This window comes from Bacillus sp. JST-5 (assembly GCF_057747715.1).
The window spans coordinates 1-19476 of record NZ_JBYLHW010000032.1 but is presented as its reverse complement, the minus strand read 5'-3'; the positions used below and the strand labels follow the sequence as shown (position 1 = coordinate 19476).

16 protein-coding genes and 1 pseudogene are annotated in these 19476 nt (G+C 37.0%); 6 read left to right on the top strand and 11 right to left on the bottom strand.

Annotated elements, in window-relative coordinates; all coding sequences use genetic code 11:
• Positions 1–290: 290 nt before the first annotated feature.
• Positions 291–763, bottom strand: a pseudogene (locus AC3ASS_RS08200) (hypothetical protein).
• A gap of 649 nt (positions 764–1412) precedes the next feature.
• A complete protein-coding gene (locus AC3ASS_RS08195) occupies positions 1413–2753 on the bottom strand; it encodes a UDP-glucose dehydrogenase family protein (RefSeq protein WP_488283036.1) in 1341 nt (446 codons plus the stop codon).
• A 442-nt stretch (positions 2754–3195) separates the two neighbouring features.
• Between AC3ASS_RS08195 and AC3ASS_RS08190 the strand changes: the two genes are divergently transcribed.
• Complete coding sequence (locus tag AC3ASS_RS08190; RefSeq protein ID WP_488283035.1) at positions 3196–3810, top strand: stage II sporulation protein M; 615 nt, start codon at positions 3196–3198, stop codon at positions 3808–3810.
• A gap of 165 nt (positions 3811–3975) precedes the next feature.
• Here AC3ASS_RS08190 and AC3ASS_RS08185 read toward each other — a convergent pair whose 3' ends face one another.
• The 3 genes from AC3ASS_RS08185 to neuB are packed head-to-tail and all read right to left on the bottom strand — an operon-like array spanning position 3976 to position 6885.
• Positions 3976–4680 (bottom strand): acylneuraminate cytidylyltransferase family protein, encoded by a 705-nt coding sequence (locus tag AC3ASS_RS08185; protein WP_488283034.1) that lies wholly within the window; start codon positions 4678–4680, stop codon positions 3976–3978.
• Between the two features lie 4 nt (positions 4681–4684).
• Positions 4685–5827 carry a UDP-N-acetylglucosamine 2-epimerase gene (gene neuC, locus AC3ASS_RS08180; protein WP_488283033.1) on the bottom strand — a complete coding sequence of 381 codons (1143 nt, stop codon included), beginning with the start codon at positions 5825–5827 and terminating at the stop codon, positions 4685–4687.
• A gap of 11 nt (positions 5828–5838) precedes the next feature.
• Positions 5839–6885: an N-acetylneuraminate synthase gene (gene neuB / locus AC3ASS_RS08175; protein ID WP_488283032.1), complete on the bottom strand. Its 1047-nt coding sequence runs from the start codon at positions 6883–6885 to the stop codon at positions 5839–5841.
• Positions 6886–7422: 537 nt separating this feature from the next.
• Here neuB and AC3ASS_RS08170 point away from each other — a divergent pair.
• The 4 genes from AC3ASS_RS08170 to AC3ASS_RS08155 all read left to right on the top strand — a co-directional run bounded on the left by AC3ASS_RS08170 (position 7423) and on the right by AC3ASS_RS08155 (position 14884).
• Positions 7423–8160 carry an Rv1352/Rv1906c domain-containing protein gene (locus AC3ASS_RS08170; RefSeq protein WP_488283031.1) on the top strand — a complete coding sequence of 246 codons (738 nt, stop codon included), beginning with the start codon at positions 7423–7425 and terminating at the stop codon, positions 8158–8160.
• 350 nt (positions 8161–8510) lie between these two features.
• Entirely contained in the window at positions 8511–10073 is a 1563-nt protein-coding gene (locus tag AC3ASS_RS08165) for an alkaline phosphatase (protein ID WP_488283030.1), read from the top strand.
• 367 nt (positions 10074–10440) lie between these two features.
• The gene (locus tag AC3ASS_RS08160; protein ID WP_488283029.1) at positions 10441–12024 is read left to right on the top strand and encodes an SWIM zinc finger family protein; all 1584 of its coding nucleotides are present in this window, start codon (positions 10441–10443) and stop codon (positions 12022–12024) included.
• 13 nt (positions 12025–12037) lie between these two features.
• On the top strand, positions 12038–14884 hold the full coding sequence (locus AC3ASS_RS08155) for a DEAD/DEAH box helicase (RefSeq protein WP_488283028.1): 2847 nt from the start codon (positions 12038–12040) through the stop codon (positions 14882–14884).
• A 1127-nt stretch (positions 14885–16011) separates the two neighbouring features.
• Here the strand turns inward: AC3ASS_RS08155 and AC3ASS_RS08150 are convergent.
• The 5 genes from AC3ASS_RS08150 to ssb form a co-directional block, all read right to left on the bottom strand.
• Positions 16012–16377, bottom strand: coding sequence for a hypothetical protein (locus tag AC3ASS_RS08150; RefSeq protein ID WP_488283027.1), 366 nt, complete (start codon positions 16375–16377; stop codon positions 16012–16014).
• 131 nt (positions 16378–16508) lie between these two features.
• Positions 16509–16715, bottom strand: coding sequence for a copper chaperone CopZ (gene copZ, locus AC3ASS_RS08145; protein WP_488283026.1), 207 nt, complete (start codon positions 16713–16715; stop codon positions 16509–16511).
• 49 nt (positions 16716–16764) lie between these two features.
• Complete coding sequence (locus tag AC3ASS_RS08140) at positions 16765–17067, bottom strand: metal-sensitive transcriptional regulator (RefSeq protein WP_488283025.1); 303 nt, start codon at positions 17065–17067, stop codon at positions 16765–16767.
• A 178-nt stretch (positions 17068–17245) separates the two neighbouring features.
• The gene (locus tag AC3ASS_RS08135) at positions 17246–17389 is read right to left on the bottom strand and encodes a hypothetical protein (protein WP_488283024.1); all 144 of its coding nucleotides are present in this window, start codon (positions 17387–17389) and stop codon (positions 17246–17248) included.
• Entirely contained in the window at positions 17380–17781 is a 402-nt protein-coding gene (ssb, locus tag AC3ASS_RS08130; RefSeq protein ID WP_488283023.1) for a single-stranded DNA-binding protein, read from the bottom strand. Before ssb ends, AC3ASS_RS08135 begins: the two co-directional genes overlap by 10 nt.
• Before the next feature lie 240 nt (positions 17782–18021).
• Between ssb and AC3ASS_RS08125 the strand changes: the two genes are divergently transcribed.
• Positions 18022–18492, top strand: coding sequence for a YwpF-like family protein (locus AC3ASS_RS08125; RefSeq protein ID WP_488283022.1), 471 nt, complete (start codon positions 18022–18024; stop codon positions 18490–18492).
• Positions 18493–18603: 111 nt separating this feature from the next.
• Here the strand turns inward: AC3ASS_RS08125 and AC3ASS_RS08120 are convergent, their stop codons facing one another.
• Positions 18604–18930, bottom strand: coding sequence for a hypothetical protein (locus tag AC3ASS_RS08120; protein ID WP_488283021.1), 327 nt, complete (start codon positions 18928–18930; stop codon positions 18604–18606).
• Between the last annotated feature and the right edge of the window lie 546 nt (positions 18931–19476).

The window sequence follows — 19476 nt, the reverse complement described above, 5'->3', positions numbered from 1 at the left end:
ATATTCAAGGTTATTCCCATAATATATAGTACTGTGACATGAGTCAAACATGAAAAAGGTAATACGCTCTTTTATTAATGAAGTAACAAAAATATTGAAGTAGTTCAAACAATGGAAATCTTCACCTTTTTATTATTATTTAATCTAAATTTCATAAATAGATGAAGAAATATCAGGTATTAATATTTTTTATAGCATAAAAATAGGCACCTCCAATTATTAGATATGTCTAACAATTAGGGTGCAGTTCATTTCAAGAGATTTTGATTAATTCGATAGGTAGATAGATTTTATTGTGCTGATTTTTTTTCAAAGAACAAGTTTAAATCTGTTTTGTCAGTATCATCTGCTAAGGCTTTATGTATAGCGTTGTTTAGTTCTACCATTTTCTGCCTTTCAAAAAATGGAACGCTTATCTTATATGGAGTTCCTGATTTTTCAATATTGATTACTGTTTGTATTCCACTACCGGCAATTCCTACTCCTATTAGAAGAAAAATTAAACCTAATACAAAACTATCTCCTAATGAACCTAAACCTCCTAGTAAAATAATTAATCCTATAAGAATAGCTTTAATATTATAACTAGTTGATAACATGGATCCAGAAATATTTTTAAGTGGAATACTTTGTTGGTCTTTACCAGCAGGTATAAATCCTAAGATAGTATTCGATATATTGGTTTTTACAAACCGATAATCGACCTCTATCTGCCCTTTGATCCAAAAAATAAAAGGCTAGTAGAAAATTCAAATTTTTTCATATGATTTCCCCCTTTTATTATAATCACAGCCTATTTTACCATAAATTATGTATTTTTTGTATATAATATTACAAATGAGTTAAATTTATCCTAAGACTTATAGACTACATGGTATTATTTCAGGTCTAAATAGCAAATGAGCCGAAAAGCTTTAACCGTATAAAAAAACATCGTAACAGTTTGAATTCTAGCTTTAATTATTCACCACGATATAGTGTTTTTTCTTGTTTACCTTATCTTGCTGTTCTATTTCTAAATATTATATATGTCCATACTTTCGTTTTTCCATTGCTCAATTCTAATACTTGATTTAAAATTGTTCTATTTCAACTAATTATAAGAAATGATTAATCCAATATTCTATTAACTCTTATTAAACCTTCCCCTACAATACTCGAAATTTTTTGCATATTTTGATATCATTTTTCTATTTTCATGTTTGTTCTCATGATTTTGCTTATATGTATCCTGCATAAGGATTCATGTTATTATATCGGAAAATATGTAAAAATTCCCCTAATAAAGTAAAAAGAGAGAGTATCAGCGGACGTTGATGAGATTTATCCAATTTTAATTGTCAAGTTGTTGCATGATACACACAACAAAATAGGGATATTCTTATTGTCTTTTATGTCATGGAGAGCTTCTTTTAGATTTTAGGAGATTCTACAATTTCTTTTACTGACTGTTTTGGTTTTACAACTTTTCGTCCGATTGATTCGTAGGTTAAGCCAATGCCCTCAACTTGGTCTAAGCTGTAACAGTTTCTTCCGTCGATAACAATTGGATTTTTCATCAATTCCACATATCTATTAACATCAAATTGTTTAATTGGTTCCCATTCAGTGAAAATGAGGCAAAGATCTGCATTTCGAATCGTATCCTCTATTGAATCACAATATGTGAGTTCGTATGAGAAATGCTTTTTAAAATTTTCCATTCCTACCGGATCCCATACACGAACATTCGCACCATCTTCTAAGAATATTGGGATATTAACGAGTGATGCCGCTTCACGTAAATCATCGGTTCCTGGTTTAAACGTTAAACCAAGAACTGCAACCTCTAAATCTTTAAAGCTATCGTAATATTTTCGAGCTTTTTTCACTAATTTCAGTTTTTGATTTTCATTTACTTCTATCGTCGCTTTAATCGTTTTCAACTCATAATCGTTGAAATTCGCTAACCAATGTAAAGCTTTCGTATCTTTTGGGAAGCAAGAACCGCCATAACCGATACCGGCGTTAAGGAACTTGTCTCCGATACGTGGGTCCATCCCCATTCCTTTCGCAACATCCTCAATATTCGCCCCAACGATTTCACAAAGGTTCGCAATTTCATTGATGTAAGAAATTTTCAAGGCAAGAAAATCGTTAGCCGCATATTTAATCATTTCCGCACTTCTTCGATCCGTAACAACAATCGGAATCCCGAAGTTTTCATAAACCTTTCTCATGACCGTTTCTGCTTCCGCTGATTCAACACCAATCACAATTCTAGATGCATGTAGTGTATCACGAACGGCAGATCCTTGGGATAAAAACTCTGGGTTAGAGACAACTTCGATATTAACGTTATTCTTCTTATTCTCCTGAATATACGCAGCGATTTTATCATTCGTACCAACAGGAACGGTCGATTTAATGACAACGACACAATCATGTTGGACGGTTTGAGCTATCTTTTCAACCGCATTATATACATATTTGAGATTAGCAGAACCATCCAGATTATCCGGAGTACCTACACAAATCATAATCACATCATTCTCAATGAATGCTTCTCCATAATTAAACGTAAACGTCAACCGCTCGGCATTTTTCTTATAAAGGTCTTCTACCCCTGGTTCATAAAAAGGAAATTTTCCTTGATTCAACTGATTAATTTTTTCTTTGTCAATATCTAAACAGCTAACATGATGTCCTTTCTCAGCTAAGCATAATGCCGTAACTAAACCAACATAACCTAAACCGATTATAGTTATATTCATATTAAAAATCTCCTAATCTTCTAAATAATTTTTAATAGGGATAGTTAATTATTATTGTATAAAAGTATAGTATTTAATAGTTCAATTCTTAACTCTAAAAATACTATTATTAATTTTTTTTAAAATAGATTCATTTCGAACACAAATAAAATTGTGACTTCTTTAACATAGTACAAGACAATAAAAAATGATGACTTTAAATTTTTTTAACCTAATAGGTTTTGATCGTTTAAAGTTTATTATAAAATTACTTATTAGTATATATAATTGCCCCATAAATTCCAAAAACCTGGGTTAAAATCAATGTTAATACTATCGATAATAGTAACCTTCATAGCAGCTTGAATGTATTTTTTACTAATATAATCCAATTATAATTAATAATTCTTTTCCATCCATTTTCGAATATAATGAAACTACGAATGATAGAGAGGAGCGTACCATGATTCAGTTATATCAAGAACAATGGAAACGATTAAAATATGATTTTGGAACATACATCTTATGGCTTTCGGTCGCGTTTTTGATAAGCATCGTTTTATCATTTATTGTGATGGTTTCCAATGAAGAATTGCTTTTCTTTTTAGTAGAAAAAGTGTTTCATATGTTTCAGGAATCTGATTTATTAGATCCTGACCTTTCCAATCTTGAGTTAGCTTGGGGGCTGTTTTTAAATAATACCCGTGCGTGTTTAACGATTTTCGCCCTTGGGTTTATTCCGATTTTTATTTTACCTGTCGGAGCACTACTCATGAATGCGGGTGTCATTGGCGTTATTTTAGCGTTTATCCAAAAGAACGACCAATCGGTTTGGGCGATGATTTTTCAAGGGTTATTGCCTCATGGAATTTTCGAACTTCCTGCGATTATCATCTCTACCGCGTTATCGGTTTATATGAGCGTGTCGATTTGGAAGAAGCTGAATGATTCTAAAGGTTTTTCGTTGAAGGTGCCGATTGTTCATTCGTTGAAAACTTTAGGTCTTGTGTGTATCCCGCTTCTTGTCATTGCGGCAATTATCGAAGCATTTGTTACGCCATTGTTATTAAATAGCTAAGTGGTGGAATGGTTGGTACCGACTGTTCCTGCTAGTGTCTGGTCTTTTGGAGGTTTGGCGCATCGATGTGTTTGTTACACTAGTTTATTGAATAAGTTGAACTATAAAAAGGACGTGATGCTTTCGACAAATGCGTGCTGTTGGCTTATGAAGCCTAAACTTGTGTCAGAAAGCATCCGCCCTATTTACTAACCATTTAAAAAATTCTAAATCTAGCGGTGTATCAATATCTAAATCATATATTTGATCCATGATATACGGAAGTTTGTTATCGTTGAGACTCGTCGTATGATTGAGTTGTTCATCAATTTTATTAATATAAATCGCACCATTGACTTTGTAATATTTCGGTAAATCTTGTCTCCTTATCGTACTTTCCATATGCAATAAGTTCCTCAGTTTTCCTTGTTCATCCATCCTTCTTATGAGAATCGGATGGTCTTTTACTTCCGAAACACTTACGAGACCCCTTTCATTCTCATTCACGATTTTTTCAATCGCTTCATCTATATGCCAATGTTTTCTTAATGGGGAAGTAGGCTGCAATAAGACCACATAGTCATAAGAACATCCGATGCGATTCAATTCCTCAATCACGTGTATGATTGTGTCAATGACTTTTGAATCGTCTTTTGCTAAATGTTTTGGCCGTAGAAATGGAACATGGGCCCCAGCTTTTTTGGAAATCTCGGCAATCTCGACGTCATCCGTTGAAACTATGATTCGATCGATATATTTCGATTTTAACGCTTCTTCAATGGTGTACTGTATTAACGGCTTCCCTTCGATCAATTGGATATTTTTTTTCGGAATCCCTTTGCTTCCCCCTCTTGCCGGAATAATAGCAAGAAACGTATAACCTTTATACATGACATCACCTATCATCCATATCGACAAAGTATTTTTGAATAGGAATTTGATCTATGAGTTCCTTTTCCATAATTTCTATAAACCTTTCATCACTTTTCCCATCTCCAAAATAACTAGTTGGCGCAAATTTACTTTTTTGCGCTAATTGTATTGCATGTAAAATCTCTTCTTTCTTTTCATTGACATGAAGGATGTTCTTTAAAATGTTGGAATTGTAACGATTTTTTTGTCTCGTTCCAATATCAATCGCTGGTATTCCATACACACTAGCTTCGCGAATACCAGCACTTGAATTTCCGATAATCAATCGACTTTCTTTTAACAGAGTTAAAAAGTCTTCAAATCGTATCGATGGGAACATTTTGATTTTCGGATGATTTTCTAATCGTTGATATTCCTTTAAAATTATCGATTTCCCTTCATCATTATTCGGGTAAATCACGACATAATTGTCGTTAGATTCAAGGATCGCATCGACAACGGCTGTTATGTGATTTTGTAACATCTCTATCTCCGTTGTTACAGGATGATAAATCAATATCGCATATTCGTTAAAGTTTATCTTGTACTTGTTTTTGACCGTATCGATGCTCGGGAGCTCATCGGATAACATAATGTCAACGTCTGGGGAGCCAATCACAAAAATGCTATCCTCGCTCTCTCCTAATTGTTGCACCCGCTTTTTTGCTTCTTCATTGCTGACAAAATGGATATGTGAAAATTTTGTTATCGCATGGCGAATCGACTCGTCGATACTTCCCGACACTTCTCCACCTTCGATATGAGCGACTTTAATGTTATGAAATGCTCCTACGATCGCTCCCGCAAGTGCCTCCAGTCGATCTGCATAAACGACGATTAAGTCTGGTTTTAATTGTTGAACATATTCACTAAATCCTAATATCGTGTTTCCTAAGGCGACATCCATTCGTGAATTTTCTTGTTGATTTACAAATTTATAGATGTTTTGAAACCCATCTTTTTCAACTTCTTTCCACGTTAATCCATGTTTTCGTAACATATGCATTCCTGTGACAAATATATGAAGTTCCCACTTTTGACTTTTCTCTACTTTTTTCATTAAAGATTTGATTTTCCCATAATCTGCTCTTGTTCCTGTTAAAAATAGCATTTTTCGCTTTTTCATTTTGATCACCATTATTCTAATAGATCAGTCCATTTGAGATGCTCATCTTTTAATAGATCTCTTTTGACTTTTTTTCCTATCAGCTTTTCGTAATGTTCCGCGTGAATGTTACCCGTTCCTGGACGTTTCACCCAAATATTTTCTTTCGTTAGGACTTCCCCTGCTTTTATATTTTTTGTTGCTACAACGGTGGCAAAGGCGAAATTCATCGTTAGTTGTTCTTCTTTTGCCGGTTCTTTTTTTCCCCCACGCATTTGGGCAATTTCTCTAGTTCCTTTGATAAGTTCAGCTAATTCTTTAGGGTCCATCGAGCATGAAATATCTGGACCTATTCTTTCTTTGGAATCGGTAAAATGTCTTTCTAGGATGGAGGCTCCTAGTGCGGTGGCAGCAAAAGCAGCATGGTTATTGGTTGTATGATCGGAAAGGCCGATTACAGCGTTAGGAAATTCTTTTTTAAGCTCTAGCATTCCACCAAGCCGGACTAGGTGAGGGGGTGTTGGATAAAGATTAGTACAATGAAGTAAGGCGCATGGAATATGGTATTTTTCTAATATATGAACGGTTTTTCTAACGCTTTTAATGTCATTCATTCCTGTTGAAACAATCATCGGTTTTCCAAAAGAAGCAATATATTCAATCAAAGGGTAGTTATTGCATTCGCCTGAGCCAATTTTATACGCAAGGACTCCCATTTTTTCTAAACGGTCAGCTGCCGCTCTTGAAAAAGGGGTACTGAGAAAGATCATTCCTTTGCTTTCCACATATTTTTTTAATTCCATTTCTTCTTGTTCATTTAAGGAGCATTTTTCCATGATTTCGTAGATCGATTCCGTCGTATGATCGGGAATCACATGTTTCGCTTCTTGACTCATTTCATCTTCTACAATATGGGTCTGATGTTTGATGACTTCCGCTCCTGCATGATAGGCGGCATCTACCATTTGTTTCGCTACTTTTAAATCTCCTCCGTGATTGATTCCAATTTCCGCTATGACGAGTGGTGGGTAATCTTCCCCAACCTTTCTGTTCCCAATCGTGATAAAAGGTCTTCCCATGTCGGATTCCCCTCATTCTCCTTTAGTGATTTTTCAATAGTATATTCAGAATGAACCAAGATGGTTGTACTTTTGCGTATAGAGTTCAACATGGGAGTAAGATTTTGTTTTTTGAGGAAGTACCTGAATTTTTTCAAGAACGATCCGTGATTTTTTAGAGAACTACCCACGATTGTTTGAGAACTTGATTGATTTGTTGGAGAACGGATCGTATTTTTCCGAGGATTTTCTTTAATTTTTGGAGAACCGAACTTAATTTTCGAGGACTAACCTCGATTTTTCTTGAACCGACCGCATTTTTTTGAAAACCAATCCAAATTTTTTGAGAACCTACCTTAACATTCCGAGTTCTTAAATCAGATTTTTTTCGGAAACAACCACTGATTTTTCGACAACTCAACCACAATTTTTCGTGAACCACACCGAATTTTTCGGGTACTGCCTACAATTTTTCACAAAACCAACCTGTCCATTTCCTCCGCATCATATTTTTGACAAATATTCTCATACTAACAATACATAAAGGAGGTCAGATTGGTGGAAAAGAAAAAACCGATTTATAAACGATGGTGGTTTTGGGCCCTCATCATATTAATCATTATCGCCATTGGCAATATGGGAAATGATGAACAGACCAACAACGATCAAGTAGCAAATGAACAAGAAAAAACCGACGTCGCAGAAAAAGAAACACAAGAAGAACAAAAAGAAGAGAAAAAACAAGAAGACAAGGCTGAATTGACTCCGCAACAGGAAATGTTGAATAAAATCATCGCTCTATTTGATTCTAAAAAAGCGTTTGATACGGGTTCTTACACGCAAGGAGACATTCCAAAAGGGGAGTATGCGTTCGTCCGCTTTAAAGGAAGTGGCTCCTATTATGGGGAAGAAGATCTTTCTGGCAACATTATAGACAATGAAAATTTCGATAGTTTTGGATACGTGTATGTGCATGATGCTGGAAACATTCAAACACAGGGAGTTCTCATCAATGTTGATTCTTTCCCGACGTTAGGAGTCACTAGCGCTCGCGAAATTTACGAAAAGTTGAATAACGTTGAAAATTATCGCGGCTGTGGTTGGTATAAAATTGGAGTCGATATTCCTGCTGGTCAATATACGATTGAAAGCACCGGCCAAGGATATGTGGCCATCATGTCTGGACCTGTCGGAAATAATGAAATCGTCAACAACGAAATATTCAACGGTAAATATACGGTCAATGTTTCGAATGGTCAATATTTGCAAGTAACAAGAGGAAATATTTTGCAGTAGAGAGGGACCTCTCCCTCTCTTTTTTAGGTAGGACTCGATTTAGAGCGCGGAAAACACCCGCCTCTCTATTTTTCATCTAATACTCTATTTCAAGGCTTCATCGCTGGCCCCTCTATCCACTTCTCTGTTTAGAGACGTACCTCGTTGGACCTTTGGCATCTCATTCTTCTATCTTTTACTATGTTGCGAATCGTTCATTTTTGGATGAAACTTCGCACCTCATACTCTCCATCATTTTTATGTTTCAAGGATATGCATCAATGAAATCCACATGATCACTCACCTTTATTACATAATTTATTCTTCCTGAAGCATACTAATTTTTGGTATGTGAAGGAGGAAATTTTTTCATGAAATGGGTTCGAATCTTTTTTGTTCTTGTATGTCTATTCACGACGTTTACCTTCCCTACGACTGCGACTACGCCAAAAAATGTTATTTTCATGGTCATGGATGGAGCTAGTTCAGCAGTCGTCACTCTCGCTCGATTGTATAAAGAAAAACCGCTCGCTCTCGATGAAATATTAGTCGGCGGCGTTCGAACCAATTCGCTCAATTCCGTTATTACCGATTCCGCCGCCGCAGCTACCGCCATGTCCACCGGGCATAAAACTTTTTCTGGAATGGTCGGGATGATGCCAACGATTTTAAATCAGCGCACAGATGGGGCAAAACCGGTAGCGACCCTATTAGAAGCTGCACGACTGTTCGGCTATAAAACAGGAATCGTCACAACCTCTCCTGTGCAGCATGCCACGCCTGCTGGGTTTTCTGCTCATGTGTTAGATCGGAAAAATTTCCACGACATTGCCGAACAACAAGTGTATCAAGGATTTGATGTCGTCCTAGGTGGAGGAAAACAATACTTAACCCCTGGTCCTGATGAACATCATCGTCAAGACAATATCAACTTAGTTGAAGAAATTAAAAAGAAAGGCTACTATTGGGCAGATACGAAAGACGCGCTCGAACAAGCGAATGGGCCAAAAATATGGGGAGCATTTGCCGACGATGACATTACTTATGAATTTGACCGAAATATGCTTAATCCTGACTCTCCTACGTTAGCCGAAATGACAAAAAAAGCGATTGACGTATTATCGAAACAGGCAAACGGATTTTTTCTGCTCGTGGAAGGGAGTAAAGTGGACTGGGCGGCCCATAAAAATGACTCAATCGGAATGATTAGTGAGGTATTAGGCTTTGATGAGGCGGTTCGCGTAGCGCTCGATTTTGCGAAAAAACAAGGAAACACAATGGTGATTGCCGTAACCGATCATGGCAATAGCGGATTATCTATCGGAAACGCAAGAACGGACAAGTCGTATATGGATACACCGGTATCAAACATCATCCCGGTTTTACAACGAGCCAAATTAACGGCTACGGGAGCTACAAGTTTACTGAAAGAAGATCGTTCCAATTTGGAAGAAGTAGCAGAACTCTATGGAATTGACCAGTTATCGGAAAAAGAGAAGAAAACGTTATTGCAAGGAGAAGATATTGAACATGCGTTAGGTCGAATACTTGCAGAGAGAGCTGATCTCGGTTTTACGACCTACGGCCATACAGGAGAAGATGTATTTTTATATGCTTATGGTCCAGAAAAACCAACAGGATTCATGGAAAATACCGATTTGTCAAAAATCGTGGCGGATTTTTTAAACATCGATTTAACACATGCTACTGAAAAACTTTTTATGAACGCACGCCAATGGTACGAATCTCAAGGCTATACGGTAACCATTGATGAATCCGATCCTTTTGAACTTACCTTTGTGGCGAAAAAAGAAGACGAAGAAATTCGCTATCCTGAAAATAAAAACTATAAGTTAGTTAATGGCGAGAAAATTCCTTTAATCGGCATTAACGTTTTTAACGGAACTGACTTTTTTGTGCCGAAAGAACCATGATATTTCACGCCTTTACTCCATGATCACAACTAACCTGTACGAAGATTGGAAACGTAGCTATATCGCCATGTGTACCCCTGCTACTTCAAGGAATACAACATGAAGTGGAGAAAGCTCCTTCTTTTTCTCCACTTTCTTTCATTTATAAGCTTATCTGACAGCTTTTTTCAGTAGAAAAACAAAAAGGCAAAAGGAGAAAACCATAAACTTTTCCATTTTCTTCATTTTTTTGCCCCTTTTTTAATCATTCGAATCACCCATTTTCTCTTTTCACTAGTCACCTCTACACGCTATTTCTTACGACTCCTCATTCATGATATAATAAAAGAATTGATAAACGGTGTTTGTCACCACGGAGGTGTACAGTATGAATGAGGCGGTTCAAGAGAATGTATGGATTTTAGGAAATCGGTTGATGAATGATCTCGACCCAAATAATGAAGAGGACGCACGAATTGTTCAGCGAGGACTTCTTTTGTTCCTCCAACAGCTTGTGTATCAATTACGAATCGAAGAAGATGAGATACACGGTTACGTCCAAGATGTTGTCCCTGTTCGTGTAAGGCTTTTGTTTGTTTCCATTCTTCCAGGTGAATGCAGCTGCCCGCAGGAAGGTATTTGCCGCCATCAAATGGCTGTGTTTTTTGCTGCCTACGGAAAATACAAAAGTGTTGCGGAATGGTTGGATTTATGGAAACAACAGATGCCAAAATTCCGCGAACAACCTCTAGCAAAATCAGGCGTTACCATGACGAAAATTCCGTTTGATTATGAAGCATGGCAAAAGCTTGTCGAACAATGTTTTGCAGAACAAGGGCGTTTTCAGCCATATTTATTTCAAGTCACGTTTGATGCGACGCTTCGCAAAATTCGAAGCTACACCCCAAATGAACAAGAATGGAAGCATTTATATTTATTCGTAACATCATTTTTTGTCTTTCAAAAGGTCATCACCCTCTTATCTGAAGAGCCAAACAGTGAAATGGGGAAACGAGGAATTCCGATTTTGCACAAACTGATGCGGGATATGGAGGATGCTGTTGAAGAGCTTACAAACCATCCGTTCCCTTTTTCATACGATCCTTTTTTTGAAAGAATAAAAAAAGACGGCCAAGAACTTCTCTTTTTTGAAGATCCGTACCGTTACGAACGATTATTTATCTATTGGCTCATTTGGAGTCGGTTACTGACGAAATCAACGTGGCGAAAAGAAGAGTTGGCTTATATAGAAAAGTTAAAAAAGCGAAGCAATCCAGATTCCGACGTTGCCCATGCTTTTAGCCTTCTTTCAGTTTTAGAAGGGAATGTGCATGAAGCATTGCAACAGTTGGACCGATCCTTGCCGAACGGGATTCATATTATTTTCCATTGGCTCGACTATTTTTCTACAAAAAAACTTTGGAAACCATATTTACTATGTTTAGAGTTTTTACAAGCACGGATGAGATATATACTTCCCTTCATGGATGAAATAGATTTAATCTATCCGTTTACTCGGAACGTCATTTCCTATGTAAAAACCTATACACAAGAACATAAAAAAAGCGATATTTATGAAAAAATGATGCTGGAATTGCTTCCTTATAGCAGGTATGAATTAGAACGGTATTATTTAGATGGCCATCAATACAAGAAATGGATGGACCTGCTTTTTTGGGCCAATGAGTACAACTATATTTCAAAAGATACACTGAAGCTCGTACAGTCCGAAGCACCGGAAACGTTACTACCTTATTTTCACCGCCAAGTTTCAGATGCCGTGGAACGAAAAAATCGTCAAAGTTATAAAGAAGCCGTTCGTGCGTTGAAAAAGCTTCGAGCGATTTATAAAAAACTAAAGAAAACTCAGCATTGGGAAGACTACTTTTCCGGACTTTTAGAAGAAACGAAAAGGCTTCGGGCCTTCCAAGAAGAATTGAAACGTGCGAAAATGATCGAAAACGAGGAATAAGGAGGGGAAACTAATGATAGGACCAAGACTTATGTATGTAGATGCTTATTTTTTTAAGGACGGCCGATTCTTTTTTTATTGCGTAGATGAAGATGGCCTACTTGTCCGTGCGAATCATTGGAAACCCCTTCTTTTTCAATGGCATGAAAGTTCTTATTACGGAACGAAGCTAAAAGTGGACGGATTTATGGGGAAAGAAGGAATTTTCATCGACCCATTTGATGTGTTAGAACTGTTTGCAAAAGAAACGTTTAACCGATTTATTCAATGGGAATTCAGCGATGAACTCCACCCTTGCATGTCTGTTGCACCAGTAATGTACGAATGTATTGTGAATCGTTCGTTCATTCCTGATTTCAAGCGCTGGGATCAAGGGGAACTTCAATGGCAAGTACCGGAACGAGTGTGGGATGAATTTCACCCCTCATTTTGGGAAGAAACGTTTATCCCTTTCACTTACGTGGATCAACCGGTTTCGATGAAAACATTCGTTTCTAACTGGTTTCATCATGCAGCGGAGTCGTTTATGGAAAAAAGCGTCGGGCTAAAGGCGATTTGGAACGAGCGAAAACAAGCGTTGCAAAAAGCTGCCGACATGGGCATCCCCCTTTCTACGTATTTTGACGAAGAACGCTTTTCTGTCTGGGCCGGTATGAAAGAAAGCCCCCTGCCATTTACGTTTGGTCTTCATTTAGAAGAACCTCATGAAGATGGTGGCATGTGGAAGTTGCAAGTCGTCCTTCGCGATCGCTTGAAAAATGAACATTTATATACGTTAGAGGATATGCCGCGAAAATGGTCCGTTTATATGGAATCGATTCGCGAAGAAGAAGAACGGATTTGCCGTATGGTCCCTTGGCTTGAAAATGAATCTGGTCAAGGACTGAAAAATGAGCTCTTTGAAAACGAAGCGTGGGAATTTTTAACGGATGCTAGTGAAATGCTCCTCCTTTTAGGCATTGAAATTTTGCTTCCATTTTGGTGGCAGCAGCTTAAGGAAGCAAATTTGAAAATAAAAGCACGAGTGGCAACCTCTACGACTCGCCCATCGTTTGTTGGGCTTAATGATGTCGTGCAATTTAATTGGCGATTGTCGATGAACGGTGCGGAATTAAGCGAAGATGAATTTTTAAAATTAGTGGAAGAAAAACGTCGGCTTGTTTATATTCGCGGCCGCTGGGTGAAATTGGACCCGTCTTTTATTAAACGGATTCAGCGGTTAATGGAAAAAGCTGAACAAGAAGGTATGCGCGTCCAAGATGTTATTCAACAGCAATTGTTGTATGAAGATGGACGTATGGAAGATGAAATGGATGATGACGAACAAAATCCGCACATCTTTTCAAAAATACGAATTGAACTCCATCCAAAATTACGCTCGTTTGTTCGGTCGCTATCCGATGTGAAACAAATTCCGAAATATCCTGTACCAAAAGGCTTAAATGGAGAGCTCCGTCCTTATCAACAAGAAGGAATGAGCTGGCTCTATTACTTGCGTACGTATGGGTTTGGCGCATGTTTAGCCGATGATATGGGGTTAGGGAAAACGATTCAATATATCTCTTATTTATTGCTTGTGAAAGAGCGCGAGAAAACGACAGGCCCTTCTCTCATCATTTGTCCGACGTCCGTCCTTGGCAACTGGCAAAAGGAGTTTGAGAGATTTTCTCCTGAATTAAAGGTTTATTTACATTATGGTTCGAATCGTCGAAAAGGGGATGGATTTCAGAAGGAAGTGGCTCACAATGATGTTGTGCTTACTTCTTATGGGCTTGCTCATCTTGATTTTGACGAATTATCTTCAATTGAATGGGAATCCATTGCGTTAGATGAAGCGCAAAATATTAAAAATGCAGATACGAAGCAGTCTCGGGCAGTAAGAAAGCTAAAAGGAAAGCAACATATTGCCTTGACGGGAACTCCGATGGAAAATCGCTTAACTGAACTTTGGTCCATTTTTGATTTTATTAATAAAGGTTATTTAGGAAGCTTAACAAGGTTTTATACAAGATTTGTCAGTCCGATTGAAAAAGAACATAAAACGGAAAAAATTGAAGAATTGCGCCGCCTAATTCGACCGTTCTTATTGCGAAGAACGAAACGTGACGAAGATGTCGCCTTGAATTTGCCAGAAAAACTGGAGCAAAAGGAATATTGTCCGCTGACAACAGAGCAGGCTGCCCTTTATGAATATTTGGTCAAAGATACTTTCGAAAAAATTAACGGGTTATCTGCGTTTGAGCGAAAAGGGATAATTTTGCAGATGATCGGGCGACTAAAGCAGTTATGTGATCACCCAGCATTGTATTTGAAAGAAGAAACGCCAAAGGATTTGATTAAACGCTCAACAAAGCTGGAAAAACTCGTGGAATTGTTTGAGACAATTTTTGATAACGATGAACGAGGACTAATTTTTACGCAATATATTGGTATGGGTGAGATGATCCAACAAGTGTTTGCCCAACAATTTGGGGTGAACATTCCGTTTTTAAATGGAAGTGTAAGCAAAAAACATCGGGATGAAATGATTAGCCGCTTCCAAAATGGAGAATACCCGGCGTTATTGTTGTCGTTGAAAGCTGGCGGAACTGGTTTGAACTTAACCGCTGCAAATCACGTCATCCATTATGATCGGTGGTGGAACCCAGCCGTTGAAAACCAAGCAACGGACCGTGCATATCGAATCGGGCAAACTCGCTTCGTTCATGTGCATAAATTTATCACGTCGGGAACCCTCGAAGAAAAAATCGATAAAATGCTCGAACAAAAACAAGCCTTAAACGAAGAAATCATCCAAAGTGACCAATGGATCGCCAATTTATCGGACGAAGACTTACATGAAATTTTGAAGTTGGGGTGAAATTTGAAAAATTGAGCTGCTCGAATAATAAAGCGCTAATCGAAGAATTCATACAAAAGACAATTGGATCACCAACTTGTCGGACGAAGACTTACATGAAATTTTGAAGTTGGGATGAAATTTGAAACATTGAGCTGCTCGAATAATAAAGCACTAATCGAAGAAATCATATAAAAGACAATTGGATCACCAACTTGTCGGACGAAGACTTACATGAAATTTTGAAGTTGGGGTGAAGGTTGAACAAGCTTGGAATACTTGTTTCAGTAAGGTTGAAGGAGAAAATTCAATTTCTCCTTCTTTTTATTTTCTTTATTATATGGTGGGGGATGTTATGTTATAAACTCTTGAATATGATTTTTCCCGTCGAAAAAATTTACAACTTGGAGGAACTTATTTGTAAGTCGGTCATTCGAACGTGAATATGTTTAACCATTGATTAAAAATCTTGCAACTAAGCGAATTTTTAATAAATAGAACGATCAAGAGTGGCCATTGATTGAAAAAATTTGTAACTCTTATTTATTTTTATTTGCAAGCCGAACATTTGAAAGTGAATTTGTTAACCCTAAGCTCAATAATACTTGTAACTTTTATTGGCTTATTTGTAAGTGGAGAACTTGAAGATGAATTTGTTAACCTAGGGTTCAATAATACTTGTAACTTTTATGGATTTATTTGCAAGTCGAACATATGAAGGTGAATTTGTAAACTAGGCAATCAAAAATATTTGTAACTCATATTATAAATTTGCAACTTGATTGTCTAAGGTTGATATTTTCTCAACAAGGAAGGTTTGGCAAGAGCCAATCCTGACCGATTGAATGCATATTTGCATCTTTTGTGATGGAATTTGCAAGTTTGAAGGGTGTATTTGCAACGATCGAGATGTTATTTGCAACTCGAAAAAATGAAACTTGCAACTCCGCGAAAAATATTTGTAACTTCAAAAAAATTATTTGTAACTCCCGGACATTTTCTTGCAAGTTGAAAAAAATCTTGCAACTACTTTGATTTTATTTGCAAGTAATTTTTTCGAGGATTCATTATTTAACCAAATGATAAAAATTCCAGTAAAACTTTGTATTAGTTTCTTTGCAAGTTAATAAGTGCGAAAGTAAAACGAACTATTTACGTAACCTCTTCATCAAGTAGTACGAAGAAGTAATAGTACCGACAACAATCGCTATGCTTATGATGATCAATGGAAGTGGAGAATCATTCTTTTGAGCGTTTTTCGAACTTTTTTGATTAGACTCACTCGCATAATTGGTGATGCTTTTCGATATGGTCGCGTACTCTTCATTTTTGCTCTTAACTTGAATCAGACTAGCGGAAAAGTTGAAGCTACAAAAGTTTACGAACCCTTCTTCTTTGTTATCAACTTCAACATCAATGGATGGCTCAAATTTCTGATTCGCCAACGCAAATGTAGTATTTAAAACGAATGCAATTAAAGCTGAAAATAAAATCAAAAACGTATTTTTCACCATTTTACGAACTCCTCTAATGCCAAGAGGTTTAACTGATTTCATTATACGGCAGTTTTGTTCCATGAAGGATCTTTATATGCATTTATTGGATTCGCCCATTCAAAAAAGACAGCCTATCATTGGCTGCCAGTTTATGCGACATCGTATCCTTGATCATCAATCGTTTCTTTAATTTTATCTAATGTAACGACAGATTCGTTATATTCAACAGTTACTTCTCCAGCACTTAAATCTACGGCAACTTTGTCGACACCTTCTAATTCTCCAACACTGCCTTCAATTGCTTTTACACAATGACCGCAAGACATTCCGCTTACTTTTAAGGTTACTTTTGCCATTACTATCGCCTCCCTCTTGTTCTAGTAAAGGTAGTGTGTACTTATGAACTTACTTTTTCATTAATTTTTCAATCGTCACTAACACTTCATCGACAATTTCTTGGTCGCCTGCTTGTATTTTTTCTACGACACATGTTCTTAAATGCCCTTCCAGCAGTAGTTTCGCAACTCCGTTTAAGGCCGATTGCGTGGCGGAAATTTGTGTAATGACATCATCACAATATGTATCCCGCTCTATTAAACCTTTAATTCCGCGAATTTGACCTTCAATGCGATTTAACCTCGTGATTAAATTTTTCTTCACTTTTTCCGAATGATGACTTTTTCTCTCTGTATGATGTCCTTTTTCCACGACACACCACCTCCCTATTTATAATGTACTATACCCCCCAACCGTATGCAAATAAAAATCCCTCCAACCAGTTGGTTAGAGGTTCCAAATGAGGTAATGTATGGATGAGATATTGGAGGATATATTAATGGAGGGGGGTTTTATGGAAGATTTATTTCTAGGGGGAAGTTTTGAAATTTTAACGAATGAGTGTTTCCGTTGATTCTAATTCAGAAATTCGCTCTTCTAATTTAAACAAACGTTCGTTTAATTTTCCGTTTAATCGAATTAATAACTCGATCATTTCTTCTAGTTGAAAAAGCTTTTCTTTTGTTAAATACACTCAGTCACCTCCTTATCGTGAATGCTGGTTGCTAGTATGGAAGTTTGTTCTTCAAACTCACGATCTTCGGATGGTCTCCCACCTAAAAATCGAACCGAGTCTGCAACCACTTCTGTGACATAGACGCGCCGGCCTTCCTGGTTATCATAATGCCTTGTTTGAATCCGACCGACGATTCCAAGAATTGAACCTTTTCTACAATAGTTCACCGTATTTTCGGCAATTTTTCGCCAAAGGGTACATTGGACAAAATCAGCATAGCGCTCGCCTTGATTTTTTCTATATTTTCGATTTACTGCCAATGTAATATTCGTAACAGCCGTTCCTTCCGAGGTGAACTTAAGTTCCGGATCCTTTGTTAGCCTTCCAACTAATGTCACTTGATTGATCAACTTTTCAACTCCTTTCGTTGATTTGTTTTTATCTTAGGCTAATTTTCCCAATGAGTAAAACGGCTATTATTAACAGAAAGAACGAATATACCGATTCAAAATTTAATTTTTCTTATTATCATAATGTCATTTTATTTAGGAATAACTCGGTGAAATATCATTTTCATCCAATAGGTAAATTTTTTTCGACTACGGAATATGATATAATTTGGGGCAAAGATGTTGGGAGGCGGCCTGTTCATGAAAACGTTTAAACTCATTTCATTGCAAATCGTTGAAGATGACGGTAACCTTACAGATATTGATTTATTGGACGGATTAATCATTAATAAAGAGGATGATCAAGGAAGATGGTTAGTGGAAGCCTACGTAGATAAGTCTTTCTTGCCTGCGTTTCAAAAAGCGAAACAAGATGATAAAGTCCTCCAAATCCAAGCAGTCATTACGAAACATGAAAACGATCCGGCCCCATTTTTAGTCAAAGTTCATTCGTACCAAGAGCTCGGGAACAATGCCAGCATTTTATTATTAGGAAATTTAAGACGTACGAAGAAAGACTATGCGGAATTGCTCTTGCAAGATTTAATTACTCGAGGCTTCGAAGGCGAATCGTTATTAGTCGAGTTTAAAGATAAAATGAAAACAAAGCCACGACTTGCAACTTCCGTTGAAAAAAACCTTAAATCTTCTGATGGTCACAAACAAGTTTGATTCGTTTGTAGCATTTTTATCTTTCTCCTTAAATCCAATGAACGTTATAGATTTTGTAAATGAAAAAAGGAACACCAAACTCCATTTGATATTGGTGCTCCTTTTTCTACATTAACGGTCTATACGGTCTCTATCTCTCATGTCATCTAAATCTTCAATTATATCTTCCCTCGGTGTGTTGCGATCGATTGCTGGATCTCCATCGCCAACTCGATTACGGTCATAAGTAGTGCCTGTACCGGTTGTATCTCCGTCATTGTAAGGTACGTTGTTACCGTTATCATCACCGTTTAAGTCCGGATCGATTACATCATTGTCTCTTGGTTCATTTATATCGACATCATTTTCTGGAGGTGGCTCATTATCATTGTTGGCACAACCGGTTAAAAGCATAGTTGCTAAAAGTGATCCGCCAATCCATTTGTAAAACTTATGCATGGAACGTCTCCTTTCTTCGGTGTAAAATTCAGCCTAAACATAGGCCTGTTGTTATGTTTCCCAATTTAAAAAATAACTTTCATATAATTTTATTGGATTCTTGGCAGGTCACGGTTGTCGATGTATCAGTGGATTGAAGTTGCAAATTTTTACGAATGGTTAATAACCTAAAATTTTTTCTAGTTGCAACACATATGAGCCATCAGCGGCAAATATTTTGCGTTCGTACAAGCATTAGTTTTGGTGAACTTTGGGGTTGCAAATAAATTCAGCTTAGTTGCAAATTCAATTTTCCAGTTGCAAAAATATCCTTTCCACTTACAAATTTTTTTATGAGAGTTGCAAAAACTTTCGTTTCACTTGCAAATAGACATCCTTAGGGTTGCAAATTTCATTCCTACAGTTGCAAATTAGTGTTTGTAAGTTACAAATATTTTTTCCAATCTTGCAAATATCACTTAAAACGGTCAGGGGCTGTCCGAAAAGTCGATTGAATCGACCTTCGGCTCAGCCCTTTTTTCTGTTTTTAGGGTACAAAAAAATCGT

Coding starts and splice junctions, on each gene's coding strand:
- AC3ASS_RS08185 (WP_488283034.1), bottom strand. CDS start 4,680: ATGTATAAAGGTTATACGTTTCTTGCTATTATTCCGGCAAGAGGGGGA.
- AC3ASS_RS08190 (WP_488283035.1), top strand. CDS start 3,196: ATGATTCAGTTATATCAAGAACAATGGAAACGATTAAAATATGATTTT.
- AC3ASS_RS08150 (WP_488283027.1), bottom strand. CDS start 16,377: ATGGTGAAAAATACGTTTTTGATTTTATTTTCAGCTTTAATTGCATTC.
- AC3ASS_RS08155 (WP_488283028.1), top strand. CDS start 12,038: ATGATAGGACCAAGACTTATGTATGTAGATGCTTATTTTTTTAAGGAC.
- AC3ASS_RS08125 (WP_488283022.1), top strand. CDS start 18,022: ATGAAAACGTTTAAACTCATTTCATTGCAAATCGTTGAAGATGACGGT.
- neuB (WP_488283032.1), bottom strand. CDS start 6,885: ATGGGAAGACCTTTTATCACGATTGGGAACAGAAAGGTTGGGGAAGAT.
- AC3ASS_RS08160 (WP_488283029.1), top strand. CDS start 10,441: ATGAATGAGGCGGTTCAAGAGAATGTATGGATTTTAGGAAATCGGTTG.
- neuC (WP_488283033.1), bottom strand. CDS start 5,827: ATGAAAAAGCGAAAAATGCTATTTTTAACAGGAACAAGAGCAGATTAT.
- copZ (WP_488283026.1), bottom strand. CDS start 16,715: ATGGCAAAAGTAACCTTAAAAGTAAGCGGAATGTCTTGCGGTCATTGT.
- AC3ASS_RS08195 (WP_488283036.1), bottom strand. CDS start 2,753: ATGAATATAACTATAATCGGTTTAGGTTATGTTGGTTTAGTTACGGCA.
- AC3ASS_RS08165 (WP_488283030.1), top strand. CDS start 8,511: ATGAAATGGGTTCGAATCTTTTTTGTTCTTGTATGTCTATTCACGACG.
- AC3ASS_RS08120 (WP_488283021.1), bottom strand. CDS start 18,930: ATGCATAAGTTTTACAAATGGATTGGCGGATCACTTTTAGCAACTATG.